This is a genomic window from Paenibacillus enshidis, assembly GCF_042136365.1.
Lineage (GTDB): Bacteria > Bacillota > Bacilli > Paenibacillales > Paenibacillaceae > Paenibacillus > Paenibacillus enshidis.
In genome coordinates, this window is record NZ_JBHHMI010000009.1 from 74,534 (window position 1) to 92,152 (window position 17,619).

Here is a 17,619-nt window from a genome sequence, read left to right on the forward strand (position 1 = left end):
TGGTTTATCCAACATGTAGACCTCAGCAATATCCCCTTCACTAAAGGCCGGGAGTATTTTCCCCAGTCTTTATGGCATGGTATCTTCATGCTGCCTCTGTGCGAAAAGAACTATTTTTCCGAAATTTTATAATTTCATTACAAAATAAGGGTCAAAAATCATCATTTCTGCGTTACTCTCTAGAGGGATACAAAAAATTCCATTCAGGAGGGATTAGATTGAGGAATCGATGGTTCAAAAACGGAACAAGTCTGCTGCTCATGCTCACGATTGTATTGACGGGATGGATGGGAGCCGGAACACAGCGGGCATTCGCCGAGAATGTGCTGACGGTCAGCCAAGCAATCGCACAGGGAAGCAGCGGCAATCAGGCCACAGTGGAGGGCTATATTGTCGGACATGCTTTCGGGTCTTATACCGCAAATTTTACAGCGCCTTTCGCCAACGATTTTAACGTGCTTATCGCAGATGCTGCCGGTGAGCAGGACAAGACCAAGCTCATAGATGTGCAAATCACTTCCGATTACCGGGCGGGTTATGGCCTGCAGTCCAACCCCGATCTAATCGGCACGAAAATCCGGGTGACCGGCACACTGGCTGCCTACAATAACTTTCCCGGTGTGAAAAGTCCCTCCAATATAACGCTGGCATCGGAAGAACCTGGTGACGGCGGTGAGCCAGGCGGAGATGATGGCGGGAATAATGGCGGCGGTGGCGCCGAGCCTGGCACCGACCCTGGTACCGATCCTGGCAGCAATCCAGGGAACGATCCGGAACTGGAAAACGGAGCAGGCAAAAAAGTGCTCTTTGACAACACACATGCCCAAACCGCCGGTGCTGCGGACTGGGTCATTGACGGCGCATTCTCCGATTTTGCGGACGCCCTGGCTGCCGAACAGTTTGAGGTCGATCAGCTCGACCGGACCATCCCCTACACGTTCGGAGAGCAGGCCATCACGTATGATAAGCTAAAGGACTATGACGTCTTCATCGTTGGCGAAGCCAACATACCGTTCAAGCAATCGGAACAGGAGGCTATTCTGCAGTTCGTCAGCGAAGGCGGCGGCCTGTTCTTCATTGCCGACCATTATAACGCTGACCGGAACAAAAACCGCTGGGACGCCTCTGAGGTGATGAACGGCTACCGCCGGGGCGCCTACTCCAACCCGGCGAAGGGCATGTCCGCCGCCGAAGCTGCCTCTCCTGCCATGCAGGGCGTCAAGAGCTCGGACTGGCTGGCCGATAACTTCGGGCTCCGCTTCCGCTACAACGCAATCGGCGACGTGAATGCCACCGACATAGTAGAGCCTTCCCAAGCCTTCGGCATTACGTCCGGCGTTGATTCCGTCGCCATGCACGCCGGTTCAACGATCGCTATTCTTGATCCCGCCCAGGCCAAGGGCATCGTGTATCTTCCTGCGAGCGGCGTTCCCGCCTGGAGCTACGCGGTGGATCAAGGTGTCTACAACGGAGGCGGACGCGCAGAAGGAGCCTATGCAGCCATCGCCAAGCGGGGACTTGGCAAAGCTGCCTTTATCGGCGATTCCTCGCCGGTGGAAGACGCCACCCCGAAGTATCTGCGTGAGGAAACCGGCACGGCGAAAAAGACCTACGACGGCTTCAAGGAAGAAGACGACGGTGTCTTCCTCGTCAATACGGTCAAATGGCTCGCCATGCAGGAGGACTACACCTCCTTTGACCAGGTGCACGGTCTGACACTGGATACCCCGACCTCTTTGCTGCCTATGGAAACCCCGTCCGCTTCAACTGAACCGCAAGCCGAGCCATGGGACGATCCGGCACCCGGTTATCTGTGGTACGACCCGACCACGTTCAAGCCAGGCTCCTACGGGGCGACACAAAGCCCCGGTCAACCTGCCGGCTACAGCTTTACCGTTCCGGATGGTCTGGCCGCTAGCGGCACGTATACCATGACCCTCACGGCAAACGGGCTTTCGCCTGGTGAAACGGTCTCCGGCCTGAGTGTCGGCATGTATCTTCCCGGCGGTGAGCAGGTCGCCCGCTTCAAGAGCGAGGACGGAAGCTGGTCTTCGTATGGCTACAGCCCAGCCTTCACGGTGACCGCCAATAGCGACGGCAAAGCCGAGCAAACGCTAACCTTCCAGCTGAAGTCCGGCATCTCCGGCTCAGCCAACCTGCGTTTGAAGAAAGGAAGCAGCAATGTGCTGACACAGCCGATAACCATCGCCAGCTCTAACGCTTCTGCTGCGGATGTTCACAGCATGCTTCGCCAGACAAACCGGACTCTTTCCTCGGTTCCTGCGGCTCTTGCAAGCTGAACCAGTTTAAATCAACTATTTGCTGCCCCCGTCTGCTGATGGCGGGCAGCTTTTTAGTATGGGCTATGAAAAAATATTTGAACTTTCATTTTTCCCGCACATCTCTTGATAAAGACCCGAAATATTCTACTACTACCTCGCGGAATTCCAGAGCAGCCCGCGAAATGTATCGACTCCGGTGCCATAACAAAGCAATCTCCCGCACTAGTTCGTGCTCCTCTACTTGGAGATATTTAATATCATCCTGTGAAATCGCTGCCGTTCCTGGGATAAAGGCCATTCCAATTTCTGCTTTCACAAGAGAGATAAGCCTTGCAGGTTCATCCCCCTCGTACACATATTTAGGTGCAAAACCGGCCGATTTGCATATAGCGTCGACTAAATCGCGTGTGCCATAACCTCTCTTTACCCCGACAAACCATTCATCCCTTAGTTCGGTAAGGGATACGCTGCTTCGGTCTGACAGCCGATGCCCCTTTGGAACAGCAACAAGGATGGGATCAATGAATACAATTTGGCATTCAATGTCATCCTCTTGTACTGGAGGTGAGGACAGGCAGAAATCGACCTCCCCTCTATGAAGAAGTGTAATCATCTCCTGTGTGCTCAGCATCTGTACATGATATTGGACTTCAGGCCGTTTTTTCCGAAACTCCCGCAGGATATTGGGCAGTGTGCTTGCGGTGGTCACCGCCAATTCGAGTGTGCCCTGCCCCTGGCTGGATAAATCCCTGATCTCCTGCTTCCCCTGTTCCAATTCAAACAAGGCCCTTTCCGCACGGCGAAGAAATTTGTTCCCAAACTCATTCAATCGCAGCTTTCTCCCTGCCCGATCAAATAAAGGGGCACCCAGATCCTCCTCCAGGCGTTGAATCGTTTTGCTTAGTGACGATTGGGTAACGTGCAAACTTCGCGCAGCTTCGGTCATATGTTCCATTCTGGCGACCTTGAGAAAATATTGCAGTTGAAGAAGTTCCATTACATGCCTCCATCCATTCCTTTCAGTCAATCAAATAATAACATCAAATGCGTTGGAATAAATAACTGATTTCAAGTACGATGACATCAGTCGCTTTGATTGGGGGATTAAAAATGAATGTTCGCAGCAGGTGGTTGATGATTTCCGTTGGACTGGGGGTGCTTTTGAACCCATTAAATTCCTCGATGATTTCTGTTGCTATTCCAAGACTGCAAGGAGCGTATCACCTTGACTTTACAGCTGTTTCCTGGATTATTTTTGCTTTTTACATTGCCAGTGCTGTCGCCCAGCCTGTCATGGGAAAGGCGAGTGATTTATTCGGCCGCAGGAGGATATTTCTTGCCGGGCTTGTTACAGCCTTCATTCCATCCTTACTCGCTCCGCTATCGCCAAGCTTTGGGTGGCTTATCGTGTTCCGCATTGTGCAAGCCATCGGAACAAGCATGATGGGTGGGGTTGGAATGACAATTGTGCGAGTTCATATTACGGAAAAACAAGCGTCCGCGCTGTCCTTTTTGTCGATATTCTTATCCGGAGCTGCCGCCATCGGCCCTTTTATTGGCGGAGTCCTCATTCACTGGTGGGATTGGCCTGCTATCTTTCTTGTCAATATTCCATTCGTGGCGGCGAGCTTTCTATTAGCCAGAAAAGTAATTCCTAAAGACGAACCGCTGACTTCCTCCGCAAACAGCATGTCCTTTCGTAAATGGTTTGATTTGCTTGATGTGCCAGGAATCCTGCTCTTCACAGCAGGCTTGGTTGCCTTGCTCGTTGGACTGCTGTCAGCAAAATCATCCGGTCACGTCTCATTAAGCTATGTCATTATCTGCTTGACAGGTCTCGCACTGCTTACAGCTTTCGTACGACTTGAGCTAAAAACAAAGTCGCCTTTTATTCCATTGCGAACATTCGCCAAGTATCCTGCAATGACCTGGATCAATGTTGAGTACATGCTCGTTAACGTGTTGTATTACTCGCTCTTTTTCGGGCTGCCCTCCTATTTGCAAACGGTACGTCATGTCAGTGAATTTCATACAGGAATTCTCATGCTGACCCTGGGCTTGTGCTCGCTCATCGCTTCTCCAATAGCAGGGCGATGGATAGATAAATCAGGCCCTCAACCAGCCTTGTTGTTATCCGGCATGCTGATGACATTAGGATCAGTATGGCTCGTGACATTGAATCAAGCTTCACCGGTCATCAGTATATGTTTGGCGCTAGCAGCATTCGGCATCAGCAACGGATTGAACAGCGTTGGCATCCAGGCAGCCTTGTTCAAAGCTTCTCCAAAAGAAATGATCGGAGTAGCCTCCGGAGTATTTAATACATCGAGATATATAGGAACCATTTTATCTTCATTGCTGACAGGCATCGTCATGGGAGGCCAGTTCAGCGCCGGCGGGTTTAAATTGCTTGGGGTTATCCTTACGTTCATTGCACTTTCCTTGGTATTCATGAGTTTGGGGCACCGACGGTCAGGGCAATGGCAAGAGCCGTAGGTTCACTCAACTTTTTACATTCCTCTTACATGCCGCACACAAAAAAAAGACGGGCAGGCGCTAAGCTAGAGAGATGAATAGAAGGAGGAGCATGATATGTCAACAAAAATACGCCGCCAGGTCGCCATCTTGACGACAAGTGATATTCACGGCTTTATTCAGCCCTATTCGTATACAGAGGGCGGGCCGTCTGACCTCGGCTTTGCTAGAACTGCAAGTCTGATCGAAAGGAACGCAGCAGATGGGGCGATCATATGCTTTATGTGGACAATGGTGACAACCTTCAGGGCTCGCCGCTTGCCTATTACCAGGCTAAAGTGGACAGCTTCGGGAAAAATGTGATGATTTCGAGCTTAAACGCAGCCGGGTGCAGTGCGGCAGTCGTAGGCAACCATGAGTTTAATTTCGGTCTTGCCTATTTGCGTGAGGCGATGCGGCAGTCGGCCTTTCCCTGGCTGTCAGCCAATATTTTATCCGCTGCAAGCGGCGAAGCCGCCTTTGGCACACCTTACCTTATTCATGATACCCCGGACGGTATCCGGATTGCCGTGCTGGGCCTGACAACCGCGCATATTCCGGTATGGGAGCTGCCCGAGCATATTGAAGGGCTACGCTTCGTGAACCCCGTGGAATGTGCAAAGCGCTGGGTTCGCTATCTGCGGAACAAAGAGGCTGCCGACGTTGTTGTTGTCGCTTATCATGGCGGCTTTGAGCGGGACTTGCAAACAGGCGAGCCCACCGAAACGCTGACGGGAGAGAACCAGGGTTTCGCTCTCTGTCAGGAGGTTGAAGGGATCGATGTGCTGCTGACAGGTCATCAGCACCGACAAATCGAGAACGCCATGTTAAATGGCGTATGTGTCATCCAGCCGGGGACGCAGGGGCAATTTCTCGGCAGAGTTATCCTTGAACTGGAGCTGGACGAGGAAGCGCAGACAGCAAGCCGCACATCCGGCGCAAAGCGAGGCTGGAGAGTGGTATCCAAACACGCAGAGCTGCTTCCTGCCGGAGAGGTTGAGCCACTGAACCGGATTCTGGAGCTGGCGGCTCCGATTGAGACAGGCCTGCAGCACTGGCTGGATGAGCCTATTGGCGAAACGTCCGGGAATGTGCACATCATGGATGTCTGGCAGGCGCGGCTTGAGGAGCATCCGTTCATCGAATGGATCAACAGAGTGCAGATGGAAGTGAGCGGAGCGCCAATCTCCTGCACCGCCTTGTTTGACGACAGCAGCTCCGGCTTCAGGGAACGCATATCTATGCGGGACATCCTCGCCAATTACAAATTTCCCAACACCCTGCGCGTCCTGCGGGTGACAGGCCGAGACATCCGCGAGGCGCTAGAAAAATCCTCCGAGTATTTCATGCTGGAGGATGACGGCCGGGTCGGCGTGAGTCCCGCATTCCTGCTGCCCAAACCCCAACCCTATAACTATGACATGTGGGAGGGCGTCGAGTATGTCCTGGATGTTTCCCGCCCACCTGGCGAGCGGGTCGTGCAGTTGGAAGTAGATGGCTCGCCGCTTATTCCGGATGCGGAATACGATGTCGTGATGAACAACTACCGCGCCGGCGGCGGGGGCGGGTTTGATATGTTCCGGGGCAAACCCGTCGTACGGGAGCTGCAGACGGACATGGCGGAGCTGCTTGCCGATTATATCCGCGCGAAGCGAACCATTACGGCGAGTGTTAACCATAACTGGAAGGTAATTTGTGGAGATTAAAGGATGACATGTAAATTAGTAGCAACAAATATCAGGCCTGTCCAAAATGGTGACGTTTTTGTGGTACGAATCCCGGAGAAAATTTTGCTTTTATGTTGTTTTGGGTAGGGAGATGCACGCTGCTTTGTACAATTATCCCTCTCGCTCAGGGAATAGGGGGAGCTAGGATAGGTATTCGTCTGTTTCTCTGTTTCTGATCAAACGGGATAATCATGCAAAGCGTCCGGACTTGCGAGTGTTGATTGATCCGCCACCCAACCCACCGGCCTGCCAAGCCGTCAAGCACTGATTTCTAGGTTGAGCCAAAATAAAATTACAGGAAATTTGGGGACAACAGCGATTGTGGGAATGCTTCGTTCCCGGAGCGTCCCCCACCCCATTATCCTTTGACTAATTTCGACCGAAGCTGGTTGGATACCCATTCAATGATTAAAATAAGCACAACCAGCCCAATCAAAAGGGAACCGACCTCGCTCCATTTATAGCTTCTCATGGCAAAAATAAGCGGCGCGCCAATCCCCCCGGCTCCAACAAGCCCCAGAATGGACGCTTCACGCATATTCATATCAAACCGGTAGATCATGACTGATGAAAACATGGATAACAGCTGCGGCACAATGCCAAAGCGAATCTTTTCAAATGTCGTACAGCCGATCGAGGTCATCGATTCCAGCACGCGGGTATCCAGTTCCTCAATGGCATCCACAAACAGCTTGGCCAGCATCCCAATGGAGACAAGCCCAAGCGTAAGAACCCCCGCGAAAGGCCCCGGCCCCGTAACACGGATAAACATCAAACCATAGACGAGTGCCGGAATGGTCCGGATCGTAATGAGCAGAAGTCTCGTCAGCCAGGACACGGGCTTTGGAACAATATTGGATGCCGCCAAAAAAGCGAGCGGAACCGCCAGCACCGAGCCTACAAGCGTACCAAGGAAAGCAATGGCAACGGTTTGAACAAGCAAATATAAGACACCCTGTGCGGTGAAATTGAACAGCAGGCCGAGATCCGGCTGCAAAAGCCCTTTAAAAATATTAAGCGCAATCCGGGCCCCGCTTTGATCCATATCTTGAAAGCTTACAGTCGTCAACGACCAGACAAAAAGCACAAGAACGACCGCTGTGACGGTCAGGATATAACGAGACTTTCGTGGTGCAGCAAGCAGCTGCTTTTCTAATGTCGACATAACTCAAACTTCTCCCTTATAGAGGTTGTTCAAAAAGTCATCTTTTGATCACGAAGGAAGTCAGGAAGCGAACTCGACATCGAATCTTGAATTCAGCCGGGACTTCCGGTGCTCACGTCCCCCTAGTACGCTCCGCTCCTCAGTCCCTAGCTTCATCCAACCTTCTCGGTGCTGAAAACCTGACTTTTTGAACACGCACTTATATTAGCTTTTTCCGGAAATGCTCGCTTACCGTCTCAATCAGATACACGGTTACGATTAACGCCAGAATAATCATGCCGACACCTGAATAATCACGCCAGCCCAGGTTCTCATTGATGAGCAGGCCAATCCCCCCGGCCCCGACGTAACCCAGAATGGCCGCATAACGAACATTTCCCTCAAAACAAAACAGCGAGGTCGACAGGTATCCCGGAAGCACCTGGGGGAGGGTCGCATAACGAAAGGCCTGAGCCCTCGTCATTCCGAGGGATTCCATCGCTTCGAAGGCGTCCATATCGACATTTTCAATTTGCTCATAGAGCAGCTTTCCGACATAGGACAGAGTAAACAGCATAATCGCTACCGTTCCCGCCATGGGACCGAGCCCGAAAATAAAGGTTGCGATCAGCGCCGTCACGAGTGTGGGCAGCGTTCTCAGGAGACTTAACACCGTCTTGCTGATGACCACAATCACTTTGTTATGAACAATATTCGAAGAAGCCAGCACGGCTGCGGGCAGAGCCAGCAGTGCTCCAATCATGGAGCCGAGCAGGGACATCTTGAGCGTATCAAGCAAGGGCTCCCAAATCCCGGGGAAGCTGCCCCAATTCGGCGGAATCATGTCGCCGATAATCACGAAGAACTGGCTGATACGCTTGGAAATTATATCCATTTTAAAGTCAGTGAATTGGATGGATGCTATTGTACAGATCACCAGTATCAGCAGGACAAACGGCGTCCGCGACCTCTTCTGCAGAACGACCTTGCCGTTGGGCAGGTTTATTTGCCGGGGGGAAAAGATTTTGTCAAACATACAGCGAGCTCCCTCCTGCCGGAAGCTGCTCCGCGACACTCTCCTGCAAAGATGCTCTCTCTTCTGCCCATTTGCCGCCATAAATATGGTCAAGAATTTCCGGCGTCACCTTGGATGTCTCCCCGTCAAATACAACCTCCCCTTTACGGATTCCAATGATCCGGTCTGCGTATTCCAGGGCCATATCCACATGGTGAATGTTCATAATGACGGAAATGTTCATGGCTTTATTGATGTTTTTGAAGTCGTCCATCACCACCCGCGAAGTCACCGGGTCGAGTGATGCAATCGGCTCGTCCGCAAGAATGATATCCGGGCTCTGGGCAAGGGTCCGCGCAAGAGCAACCCGCTGCTGCTGGCCGCCTGACAACTGGTCCACACGAACAAAGGCTTTAACCAGAATTCCCACTTTATCAAGAGCCTCCAGCGCTTTGATCCTCTGCTCCTTCGTAAATAGGCCTGTCCATTTGCGCCACAACGGAAGCTCAGGCACAAAGGAAACCAGCACATTGTTGATCACGGTAGTTCTGGTCACAAGGTTAAAGGATTGAAAGATCATTCCGATTCTGCGGCGGAAACGGCGAATTTGCCCGCCCTTCAGCTTTGCCACATCGACATCGTCCACGATCAGTGTGCCACCTGTTATCTCATGCATCCGGTTGATGCAGCGAATGAGTGTTGACTTGCCTGCCCCGGATAAACCGATCACAGCCACAAATTCACCCTGCCCGATTTTCAGATTAATGTTACGCAGTGCGGTCGTTCCGTTGGAATAAGTTTTTTCTACATTCATAAATTCGATCATGGTAATACTCCAATCCAAAAAATGAGAACATCAACCAACGCCGATGTTCTCATTAGGTTATATTTAGCGTTTACTTGTAAACGCGATGTTCAATGAAAGCTGTTACTTCTTCATGCTTCTCAGCAGCTCCTGTGCTTTTCTTTCGCCATCATAGTCGGATGCCTGGGCTTCCTTGTAGCCTTCATGGGTATAAACCGCGATGACCTCTTTTCCTTCAGGCGTCTGGGCAATGGCGATGAAGGCACGCTGCAGCGCAGCTTTAAAATCATCATCCATCAGCGGGCTGGTTTTGCTGACACTGATCGTATCGTTGTAAATCGGCTGCGTTACACCAATCACATTGGTTTCATCCCAGATGGTGCCCTTGCGGCCAAAGTCGGTTGTCCATTGATCCACGTAGTCTCTTCTGGCGTCAGCATAAGCCACGACAATGTCCGCCTGCCCTGCTGCCAGCCGGGCAAAGGAGCTGCCATAGGAATCCGATTGGACCACATGAGCAAGATCCGTAATGCTTTTCTGGTAATGATCCTGCAGCCACAGTGTCGGATAAATATAACCGGCAGAAGAGGAAGAAGACATGACGGCCCAGTTCGCACTGTTCAGATCATCCCAAGTCAGTGCTTCGCCTTTATTCACTTTTTCGGCCAGAGCTTTTCCTTTTTCAGAGGGCCCCGTTATAAAAAGACTGCGGTAGTAGGTTACCTGCTCATTGGTTGGTTCCGTAGGTTTATTGCCGTTCCAATCCTTGGGGGCATCGGAATCATTAGACAGCCCCGCACGGGTTGCTGTCAAAATCACGTCCGCGCCATCATCATACAAAGCGTATGTACCGCCCGGAATAAAACCGACGTTCGTTGTACCGGCTGCCAGGGCTTCCCCAACCGCTTCGTAAGTCGTTCCCACATTAATGTCAACGTTGCCTACCGTGTAGCCTTCGGTTTCCAGCTGTTTTTTCAACAACTCTTTGAGCGGCTCGGTTATCGTGATGATTTGTTCCGGATCCTTGGATGGCACAAAGCTCACTTTCAGCTCTTGAATTTCCTTGTTTCCGGAAGCAGCCCCGCCAGACGGTTCGTTCGCAGCCTGATTTTCCGAGGCGTTGGTGCCGGTGGTTGCAGCGCCTGAGCCACAGCCGGCCAGCAGCCCGATGATCAAAGCAGACAGGATAAGAAGCATGAATTTGTTTTTCACTCACGAAAGACCCCTTTTTAATGGATTGTAATCATGCAATCGCTTCGAAACATGAACTATCATACTTTCAAAGTATCAGAGAGGGGTTAATTCTATGTAAAAAGAATGAAAAATTTTACTTTTATTGTAATAACGAATTTCAATATATGTCTATAACCCATCAACGTTTTTCAACACAAATTAAACAACCTGAGCCTATATATAAATACCGGACTCAGGTTGCCTTAATATTACTTTTTGTTTACTGTCTACTTGAAAGGGGGCAGTTCAGCGTGAGCAGTGTTTTTCATTTTTTACAGCATCTTTTTCTTTACTGTTGTACCCAATGCTTGTACAGCACCTGTGTTCCTTTTTCATCATAGCCCAGCTCCGACAACTGCCGATACAAGGACTCCGCCAAGGTCAGCCCCGGGGTATCCATGCCCATTTCCTTGGCTGACTCCAGCGCAATTTCCATATCCTTGATAAAATGCTTCACATAAAAGCCAGGCTCGAAGTTGCCGGCGATCATGCGTGGCCCCAAATTGCTCAACGACCAGCTTCCCGCCGCTCCGCTCTCGATACTCTTAAGCACCTGCTCCGGATTCAGCCCCGCCTGATTGGCGTAAGCAAGCGCCTCGCATACGCCAATCATATTCGAGGCAATCGCGATCTGATTGCACATTTTCGTATGCTGTCCTGCACCGGCCGTACCCTGCAGCACAATATTGGTACCCATCAGCTTAAGGATCGACAGTACCGCCTCGTAATCCTCCTGATTGCCGCCGACCATAATGGACAATCTCGCTTCCCTTGCCCCTATATCCCCGCCGGATACGGGAGCATCCAGTGCATGCAGCCCTTTCGCGGCTGCGGCTTCATGAATCCGCTGTGCTAACAGCGGACTGGAGGTTGTCATATCGATCAGGTAAGCGCCGCTGCGGGCGTGGGTGATCAGGCCGTCCTCACCCAGATAGATTTGCTCCACATCTTGGGGATATCCGACCATCGTGATGACCACATCACATTCGGCTGCCAGCCTGGCAGGGGTATCCTGCCACACCGCTCCCTCCTGTACCAGATCGTCAGCCTTGGCTGCCGTCCGCGTGTATACATGGACCTTGTGACCCGCTTTCATAATGTGACGGGCCATGCTCTTGCCCATAACCCCTGTTCCAATAAAACCTACCGTTGCTTGTTCCAGCTTGCTGGTCATTAAAATCCCTCCATTTCCTCATATCCGTTTCGGCATGACACCATAAACTTTTTTTCTAAATCATACCATTGGGCTGACGGCAGGTAAATGCAGCCTGACCCGGCTCTTTATTTACCGCATAAGCTCTTCATGCGTTTTCTCCCATCGTTTCAGCACCTCTGCAGGATTCTTCAAACAGATGGTAACGCCTGTTAGAATATCCGCATACTTCGCTGTATCCGCTCTGGACGAGGCGACCGTCGCCGTAAAACGAGCGCGCGGATATTCCGCATCAGGCAGCTCCGGGAGCTGCTCAAGCAGGAGCCGCACATAATGCGCCCTCCCATCGGCAAACGCCGCCAGCGTGGCTTTCCCGGTTCTGATCACATTGCCTGTCGTTGTGGTACCAGACCAGAGTGCGAGCCGCAGTTGCCGTCTGTTGAGCGCCACGATCTCACCCGCGCTGATCATCGCGACATGCGGCCAATGATCATCCGTGACGGTAAGCAGCATCATCGCTTCCCCTTGTTTGCTTTCCAGTCTGCTGCCGTCAAGCAGACCGAACAGCTCCTTACTCATCTGTATTTCCTCCACAAGCATGCCCCTTTCCCGACTTATCTCGATAATATCATGCAACATATATATCCCAAAATGCAGTATACTCGGTTTAATGCCGAGATCAGCTCCAAAGCTGCTTTCTATCAACTTAAATATCTCATTCTTAAATATTTTTCTCCTAAATAAAGGCATAAGCACCTAAACTAAGGGTTATGTGAATGAAAGGAGGGATACGTGTGCCTGAACAGGAGAACTTAAGTCTGAAAATCGAAGAATCCAGACAACAGCTTTATGAGCTGGAGCAAATATACGGATTATCTCACTCCTCTGTTCTCAGGCAATCGATGGTTTTGGACGAGCTTATCAACGAATACAACCGGAAATTCCATACACGAGCCGAAAGCCGTTTTGCGGGAAGCGGTCAGCTCTTGCGCGAGGAACTTTTGCCGGGTCACTCGTACTTGTACTGCAGCCCCTTCGCCATTTCGTTAAGTTGATTGCAGGTCTGTCGTCTGTTCGAAACCTACGAGCTTGGGAGAACTACTAGAATATGTATATTATTTGGAAAATCACATTGGCTTCTGCCACATCTTACTTTTCATACGAATTTTAGACAGAAGCCAAATCAATTTTACATCCTTAGCATGTTGTGTTGATACATAAATTTAATAACAACGTTACTTGGCAGTCTTCGCGTGCTTGATATGTAATGCTCTTACAGCCGGATATGTAATATTAGCCTTTTTTAGAACATCGTATATGGATTGAATATCCGATTCAGAATACCCCGGACCCTCACCCTCATGCTGCGCTTGCAGCCGGTTCAGTTTGCGCTGAATGTACTCTGATAATTCCACATCATACACGATCAGCTCATCGGAATTGATCTGTCGGAGCTCCGGATTGACACTGAATCTGCAGCGCATGGTAAATGAGACTATAGATATAGCACGAATCCCCTCAAAACCTCCCAAATGACCTTTGACCGCCTGAATATGTCCGTAGTTCTGCATAAATGGATTATACATATCGAACCGGTTGCTGACTCTCCAGTTCTTCTCTTTCCTGCTACCCTTGATCTCACCGTTATAATTCTTTGTTTCAATGACGAACATTCCCAGAGGTGTAATTACAACATGATCAATTTGTGAATAACCCGAGCGGGCTTTGGGATTGGTAAGCAATAGATCGCTAAGATACTTGCAGCCCTGCGGAAGTTGATCCAGTTGAATGTTAATTTTATGCTCCCCCAGTTCACCGATGCGGGTTGACTTTACTTTTGGCCTGGTTTTGGGTGCTGACGGATTTGACGCAGCTTGAGCTGACTTTTTCTTGACCGGATTTTTGGCTGATATGAATAAGGATAAGAGCTTCTTGAACATATTTTTAGTCCTCCCTATTATCTTCTATATTCTATATCGGCATCCTGCTGCTATTATAAGACTGCCTTTAGCAGTAGTTTTTATTGCGATATCAGGAAGCTCATACCGGGAAGTTACACTTTTTGATATCTTAAAAAATGGGACCCCGCCAGGTGAAACTCTATATCACCTGGCGGGGTCCACTATTTCCCTAATACAATCAGCTCAGTTATATACATTCAACTCCGCAATTGACACCATTTATATACCCTGAATTCCCAGATTGAAAGACCGTATGCCTCTTGCGCACGCTTGGTGCTGAATACTCTGACGTAGCGCCCCTCTCCCGAAATGGGCTCGGAAGTCAATCCGCCCTGCGAATAGGCACCCTCCCATTCGATTTCCATCCTGGACAGCTTGGCCCTCGCACCAAGATCCACATAAACCCACTGCGGGTCCTTCTGCCACACGCTTTCCCAAGTTAAACGGAAAAGAGTTACCGTGAAAATCATAACAGTGCGATATTCGTATGTTTAATAAAGGTTTTCTTTATAGAAAGCACCTAATTTATCTACAGCTTTACTAACTGGTCCTGGCTTGTCGTACAGGTCATAATGGCTTGCTCCTTCTATAACGAACAAATCTTTTTTCTCAGAAGCTGCCCGGTTATAAAGCTCATGGCCGTCCTTGTATGAACCAAACGCTCCTTGTACGCCACCGACAATGATTTGCAAAGGTTGCGTCAGCAGACTGTCTGCTAAATGGAAAGCATCGAAGCCGATGATCGAGCCCGTGCTGGTGAATTTCAATTTGTTCGGAGAGTTAGGGCTCTGGCCTCTTGGTGTTCTGTAGTAATCAACCGCCCCTACAAGATCGATATCCGTCATACCAGCTTCTTCTCTTTCTGCATGACTGTCAGGAATCCATCGTGTAACCAGAGGTTCGGCGCCGCGCGCTTCGGCAGTGCGTTGTCGAGCAACTTCCTCTAAAACTTGAATAGGATCGCCTTCACGATATCCACGGCCGATATTCGCACCGACGACTGTACCAACTGCTTTGATGCGACGCTCTGTCATAGCTGCATTTACAGCATACCCGCCGCCTGCACAAACACCTAACACGCCAATCCGATTATCGTCGACATAATCCAGTGTAACCAGGTAATCAACCGCACACCGAATATCCTCAATACGCGCAGCCGGGTATTCGGCATAACGAGGCTCACCTTCGCTTTCTCCTTGATAGGACGCATCAAATACAATCGTTACATAACCCAGCTCAGCAAGTTTCTCCGCATAAATACCCGCCGTCTGATCTTTACAACTGCTGCCTGGATGAACACATACGATGGCTGGATGTTGCCTCTTTTCCTCAGCATGTTCCGGTAAATTTAGAATCGCTGCCACTTGCAGCCCATGTGCACGAAATTTTACATTCTTTTTCGTAACTGTCACAGTTAAAACCACCTTTATTCTTGTTTTAAATACACTTGTGAGTATTAATTTTCTTATGTATATTAAATTATAATAAAGGTGCATCTGATTCAATGACCGCATTACGCAATCTGTGTGTTAATACTCATATTGCTTTCATTGTGTACAAAATATAGGAGGACCGCTGTGTGGAGAAAATAGATCGCAGAATTTTAAAGTCTCGCCAGGCTATTCAATCGGCTTTTCTGCAAATGTTAGTCAAGGAAGGTTTTGATAAGATTACGGTTAGAAGTATTACAGAACAAGCTAATATTGGACGAAAAACATTCTACCTGCATTACATGGATAAATATGATCTGTTGGATAAGATTGTGGATGAGCATATCGCACAATTACGAGACATATGTGAGCAAAAAAAAGACTTAGGCCTTATAGAAGGGGCGATCGTATGGTTTACTTATTTTGAGCAGCATAAACCTATGTTTGCCGCATTGTTTAAAAGTAAAGGTGCTACATCATTTCGCGAAAAGCTGCTGTCTTTTACGATGGGGGAAATCGATAAAAAGATAAATAAGGATTCGCACCTGATGGTTGATAAGCAAATTTTTTTAAAGTTTTTAGGGACGGCAACCATGGGAGTATTGGAATCATATGTGCTGGGGGAAATAAACAGTGATGTTGAAACTGTGGCAACACAAGTTGTGCAGTTATATAAAAAACATATTTAGATTCCCTAAATTCTATCTAAGTGATTAACATCATAAAAGCGAATAGTGCGCACCGAGCGAGTGTCGGTACGCACTGTTTTCATTCTAAATTATAAGGTTTACTCGTCAGCACCGATATTCACGGCGCTTCCTTTCACCCGGGACTCTCCGTCAATATCCCCTGTTCCGATAATGGCGGTGTCCGTGTGCCCGGCATCAATCGCCGGAGATGAGGGCTGCAAATGGAAGTCGCCGCCCGCCTCATTCACGAATTTAGGATCATCGGCAAACAGAGAATGCGCATCGTTGCCGGTTCCCTTTTGGTACGAGGAGAATCCCGTATACTCCTTGTTCTTCCAGGTCCAGGTTGCATCCGAGCTGCCGCCCGGAGCAGAATATAAATTATAATCCACAACATTGCCGGAGTTTTTGGTGTATTCATTGTAGAACAACACATCCGTGGAGTTGGCCACGAAAATATTGTTTTTGATCACGTTATTTTGTGTATCATACTGCACGAGTAGCTGGCCGTTATAATCGTTCAAAGTATCGTTTTTGTACACCGTATTGTTCACGATCTTGCAGTTTACCGTCGAGCCGCGCTTGGTGTCATAACCTCCTATGGCGATACCGGTCAGACGGTTGTTATAGATCACATTGCTGCGGACCGTAATATTGCTGGTAGATTTGCCGGCATGCTCGGAAGCAATTTCGACGCCGATGTCGTTGTTGTAGCTGTAGTTCTGCTCGATCACACTGTCCTTGCCGCCATCCACATAAATGCCGCCAGCCGAGTTGTCGTCTTTCGCGTAAGATGGGTTATTTTTAACAGTATTGTTGTACACCCGGTTACCCTTTACCAAACCGTTGCGCGCCTGATCGTAAGCGGCATTCGGCGCAGTTCCCTCAAAACCGATCAGATCGATCCCGATATTGTCATTATCATGAACAATATTGTCCGTCACCGCAAAGGTATCCACGTTGCCGTTCAAAACCAGCGCTTCGCTGGAGCCCAGTACGAGATTGGACAGCTCATTGCCGCTGATCGTAAGGTCGTGAATGGAATCGGGTGCTTTCGTTCCGTACACGGCGATGCCGTGAGCGTCCCGGCCCAGCCGATCACTGCCGCTCGGAGTTGCTGTGTTTTTGATATCATGAACTTTGTTGTTGGACAGATTAATGAAACCGCCCGCTCCATGAACATAAATGCCTACAGGCACCGCATTCTTGGAAGCCGTAGTAAAATTGCGGATTTCAAACCCCTGCACGGTAACATAATTCACATCGTTCAGTTCGACCAGCCCTTCGGATCCGCTGACCGCAAGTCCTTTGCCGTCAATGATTGGTGCCTCATTGTCATAATTGGCAAACACAATAGGGCCCGCAGAAGCGGAGCCGGAGCGGGTGATCTTCAGTTTCTCGTTGTATACACCGCCCCGCACATAGACCGTGCTGCCTGCAGGAACCGTGTCAGCCGCGTGCTGCAGCGTCTTCCACGGAGCGTCGCTCGTTCCCGCATTGGTGTCGCTGCCGCTCGTCGCCACGTAATATTCAGTACCTGCCGCAGAGGCAGCAGAAGGCTGCACATTTCCAGAAGCTAGACCAATCCCCACAACCATGCTTAAACCTGCCAGCAAAATTTTCCCGAGTTTCATCATCATTCCTCAACTCCCATTGTTCAATTTGG

14 protein-coding genes and 1 pseudogene are annotated in these 17,619 nt (G+C 49.7%); 5 read left to right on the top strand and 10 right to left on the bottom strand.

All coding sequences use genetic code 11. The annotated features are described in order from the left end of the window. The first annotated feature begins 260 nt into the window (after positions 1–260). Positions 261–2,300 (top strand): DUF6359 domain-containing protein, encoded by a 2,040-nt coding sequence (locus tag ACE41H_RS12420; protein WP_375355682.1) that lies wholly within the window; start codon positions 261–263, stop codon positions 2,298–2,300. An 85-nt stretch (positions 2,301–2,385) separates the two neighbouring features. Here the strand turns inward: ACE41H_RS12420 and ACE41H_RS12425 are convergent, their stop codons facing one another. Further along, complete coding sequence (locus tag ACE41H_RS12425; RefSeq protein ID WP_375355583.1) at positions 2,386–3,279, bottom strand: LysR family transcriptional regulator; 894 nt, start codon at positions 3,277–3,279, stop codon at positions 2,386–2,388. A gap of 113 nt (positions 3,280–3,392) precedes the next feature. Between ACE41H_RS12425 and ACE41H_RS12430 the strand changes: the two genes are divergently transcribed. After that, complete coding sequence (locus ACE41H_RS12430; RefSeq protein ID WP_375355584.1) at positions 3,393–4,778, top strand: MFS transporter; 1,386 nt, start codon at positions 3,393–3,395, stop codon at positions 4,776–4,778. Positions 4,779–4,874: 96 nt separating this feature from the next. Beyond that, positions 4,875–6,502: pseudogene (locus ACE41H_RS12435) on the top strand (bifunctional metallophosphatase/5'-nucleotidase). Between the two features lie 379 nt (positions 6,503–6,881). Here the strand turns inward: ACE41H_RS12435 and phnE (ACE41H_RS12440) are convergent. The 6 genes from phnE (ACE41H_RS12440) to ACE41H_RS12465 form a co-directional block, all read right to left on the bottom strand. Beyond that, positions 6,882–7,688, bottom strand: a complete 807-nt coding sequence (gene phnE, locus ACE41H_RS12440; protein WP_375355585.1) for a phosphonate ABC transporter, permease protein PhnE — start codon at positions 7,686–7,688, stop codon at positions 6,882–6,884. A gap of 199 nt (positions 7,689–7,887) precedes the next feature. Next, positions 7,888–8,703, bottom strand: a complete 816-nt coding sequence (gene phnE / locus ACE41H_RS12445) for a phosphonate ABC transporter, permease protein PhnE (RefSeq protein ID WP_375355586.1) — start codon at positions 8,701–8,703, stop codon at positions 7,888–7,890. Then, complete coding sequence (gene phnC / locus ACE41H_RS12450) at positions 8,696–9,508, bottom strand: phosphonate ABC transporter ATP-binding protein (protein ID WP_375355587.1); 813 nt, start codon at positions 9,506–9,508, stop codon at positions 8,696–8,698. Before phnC ends, phnE (ACE41H_RS12445) begins: the two co-directional genes overlap by 8 nt. A 102-nt stretch (positions 9,509–9,610) precedes the next feature. Beyond that, positions 9,611–10,699: a phosphate/phosphite/phosphonate ABC transporter substrate-binding protein gene (locus tag ACE41H_RS12455; protein ID WP_375355588.1), complete on the bottom strand. Its 1,089-nt coding sequence runs from the start codon at positions 10,697–10,699 to the stop codon at positions 9,611–9,613. A gap of 310 nt (positions 10,700–11,009) precedes the next feature. Further along, positions 11,010–11,894 carry an NAD(P)-dependent oxidoreductase gene (locus ACE41H_RS12460; protein ID WP_375355589.1) on the bottom strand — a complete coding sequence of 295 codons (885 nt, stop codon included), beginning with the start codon at positions 11,892–11,894 and terminating at the stop codon, positions 11,010–11,012. 111 nt (positions 11,895–12,005) lie between these two features. Then, the gene (locus ACE41H_RS12465; protein ID WP_375355590.1) at positions 12,006–12,452 is read right to left on the bottom strand and encodes a pyridoxamine 5'-phosphate oxidase family protein; all 447 of its coding nucleotides are present in this window, start codon (positions 12,450–12,452) and stop codon (positions 12,006–12,008) included. Between the two features lie 215 nt (positions 12,453–12,667). Between ACE41H_RS12465 and ACE41H_RS12470 the strand changes: the two genes are divergently transcribed. Continuing rightward, on the top strand, positions 12,668–12,928 hold the full coding sequence (locus tag ACE41H_RS12470) for a Spo0E family sporulation regulatory protein-aspartic acid phosphatase (protein ID WP_375355591.1): 261 nt from the start codon (positions 12,668–12,670) through the stop codon (positions 12,926–12,928). A gap of 180 nt (positions 12,929–13,108) precedes the next feature. Here ACE41H_RS12470 and ACE41H_RS12475 read toward each other — a convergent pair whose 3' ends face one another. Both ACE41H_RS12475 and ACE41H_RS12480 read right to left on the bottom strand, forming a co-directional pair. Beyond that, positions 13,109–13,813 (bottom strand): nuclease-related domain-containing protein, encoded by a 705-nt coding sequence (locus tag ACE41H_RS12475; RefSeq protein WP_375355592.1) that lies wholly within the window; start codon positions 13,811–13,813, stop codon positions 13,109–13,111. A 512-nt stretch (positions 13,814–14,325) separates the two neighbouring features. Next, positions 14,326–15,246 carry an alpha/beta hydrolase gene (locus ACE41H_RS12480; RefSeq protein WP_375355593.1) on the bottom strand — a complete coding sequence of 307 codons (921 nt, stop codon included), beginning with the start codon at positions 15,244–15,246 and terminating at the stop codon, positions 14,326–14,328. A gap of 167 nt (positions 15,247–15,413) precedes the next feature. On the opposite strand from ACE41H_RS12480, the gene ACE41H_RS12485 reads away from it, so the two are divergent. Beyond that, positions 15,414–15,953, top strand: coding sequence for a TetR/AcrR family transcriptional regulator (locus ACE41H_RS12485; protein WP_375355594.1), 540 nt, complete (start codon positions 15,414–15,416; stop codon positions 15,951–15,953). A 98-nt stretch (positions 15,954–16,051) separates the two neighbouring features. Here the strand turns inward: ACE41H_RS12485 and ACE41H_RS12490 are convergent, their stop codons facing one another. After that, positions 16,052–17,590 (bottom strand): right-handed parallel beta-helix repeat-containing protein, encoded by a 1,539-nt coding sequence (locus ACE41H_RS12490; protein ID WP_375355683.1) that lies wholly within the window; start codon positions 17,588–17,590, stop codon positions 16,052–16,054. Positions 17,591–17,619: the final 29 nt, after the last annotated feature.

What these genes read in the sequence shown, in the direction of transcription:
- ACE41H_RS12460 (WP_375355589.1), bottom strand. Translation starts at nt 11,894, where the DNA reads ATGACCAGCAAGCTGGAACAAGCAACGGTAGGTTTTATTGGAACAGGG.
- phnC (WP_375355587.1), bottom strand. Translation starts at nt 9,508, where the DNA reads ATGATCGAATTTATGAATGTAGAAAAAACTTATTCCAACGGAACGACC.
- ACE41H_RS12430 (WP_375355584.1), top strand. Translation starts at nt 3,393, where the DNA reads ATGAATGTTCGCAGCAGGTGGTTGATGATTTCCGTTGGACTGGGGGTG.
- ACE41H_RS12465 (WP_375355590.1), bottom strand. Translation starts at nt 12,452, where the DNA reads ATGAGTAAGGAGCTGTTCGGTCTGCTTGACGGCAGCAGACTGGAAAGC.
- ACE41H_RS12420 (WP_375355682.1), top strand. Translation starts at nt 261, where the DNA reads ATGCTCACGATTGTATTGACGGGATGGATGGGAGCCGGAACACAGCGG.
- ACE41H_RS12490 (WP_375355683.1), bottom strand. Translation starts at nt 17,590, where the DNA reads ATGATGAAACTCGGGAAAATTTTGCTGGCAGGTTTAAGCATGGTTGTG.
- ACE41H_RS12475 (WP_375355592.1), bottom strand. Translation starts at nt 13,813, where the DNA reads ATGTTCAAGAAGCTCTTATCCTTATTCATATCAGCCAAAAATCCGGTC.
- ACE41H_RS12425 (WP_375355583.1), bottom strand. Translation starts at nt 3,279, where the DNA reads ATGGAACTTCTTCAACTGCAATATTTTCTCAAGGTCGCCAGAATGGAA.
- phnE (WP_375355586.1), bottom strand. Translation starts at nt 8,703, where the DNA reads ATGTTTGACAAAATCTTTTCCCCCCGGCAAATAAACCTGCCCAACGGC.
- phnE (WP_375355585.1), bottom strand. Translation starts at nt 7,688, where the DNA reads ATGTCGACATTAGAAAAGCAGCTGCTTGCTGCACCACGAAAGTCTCGT.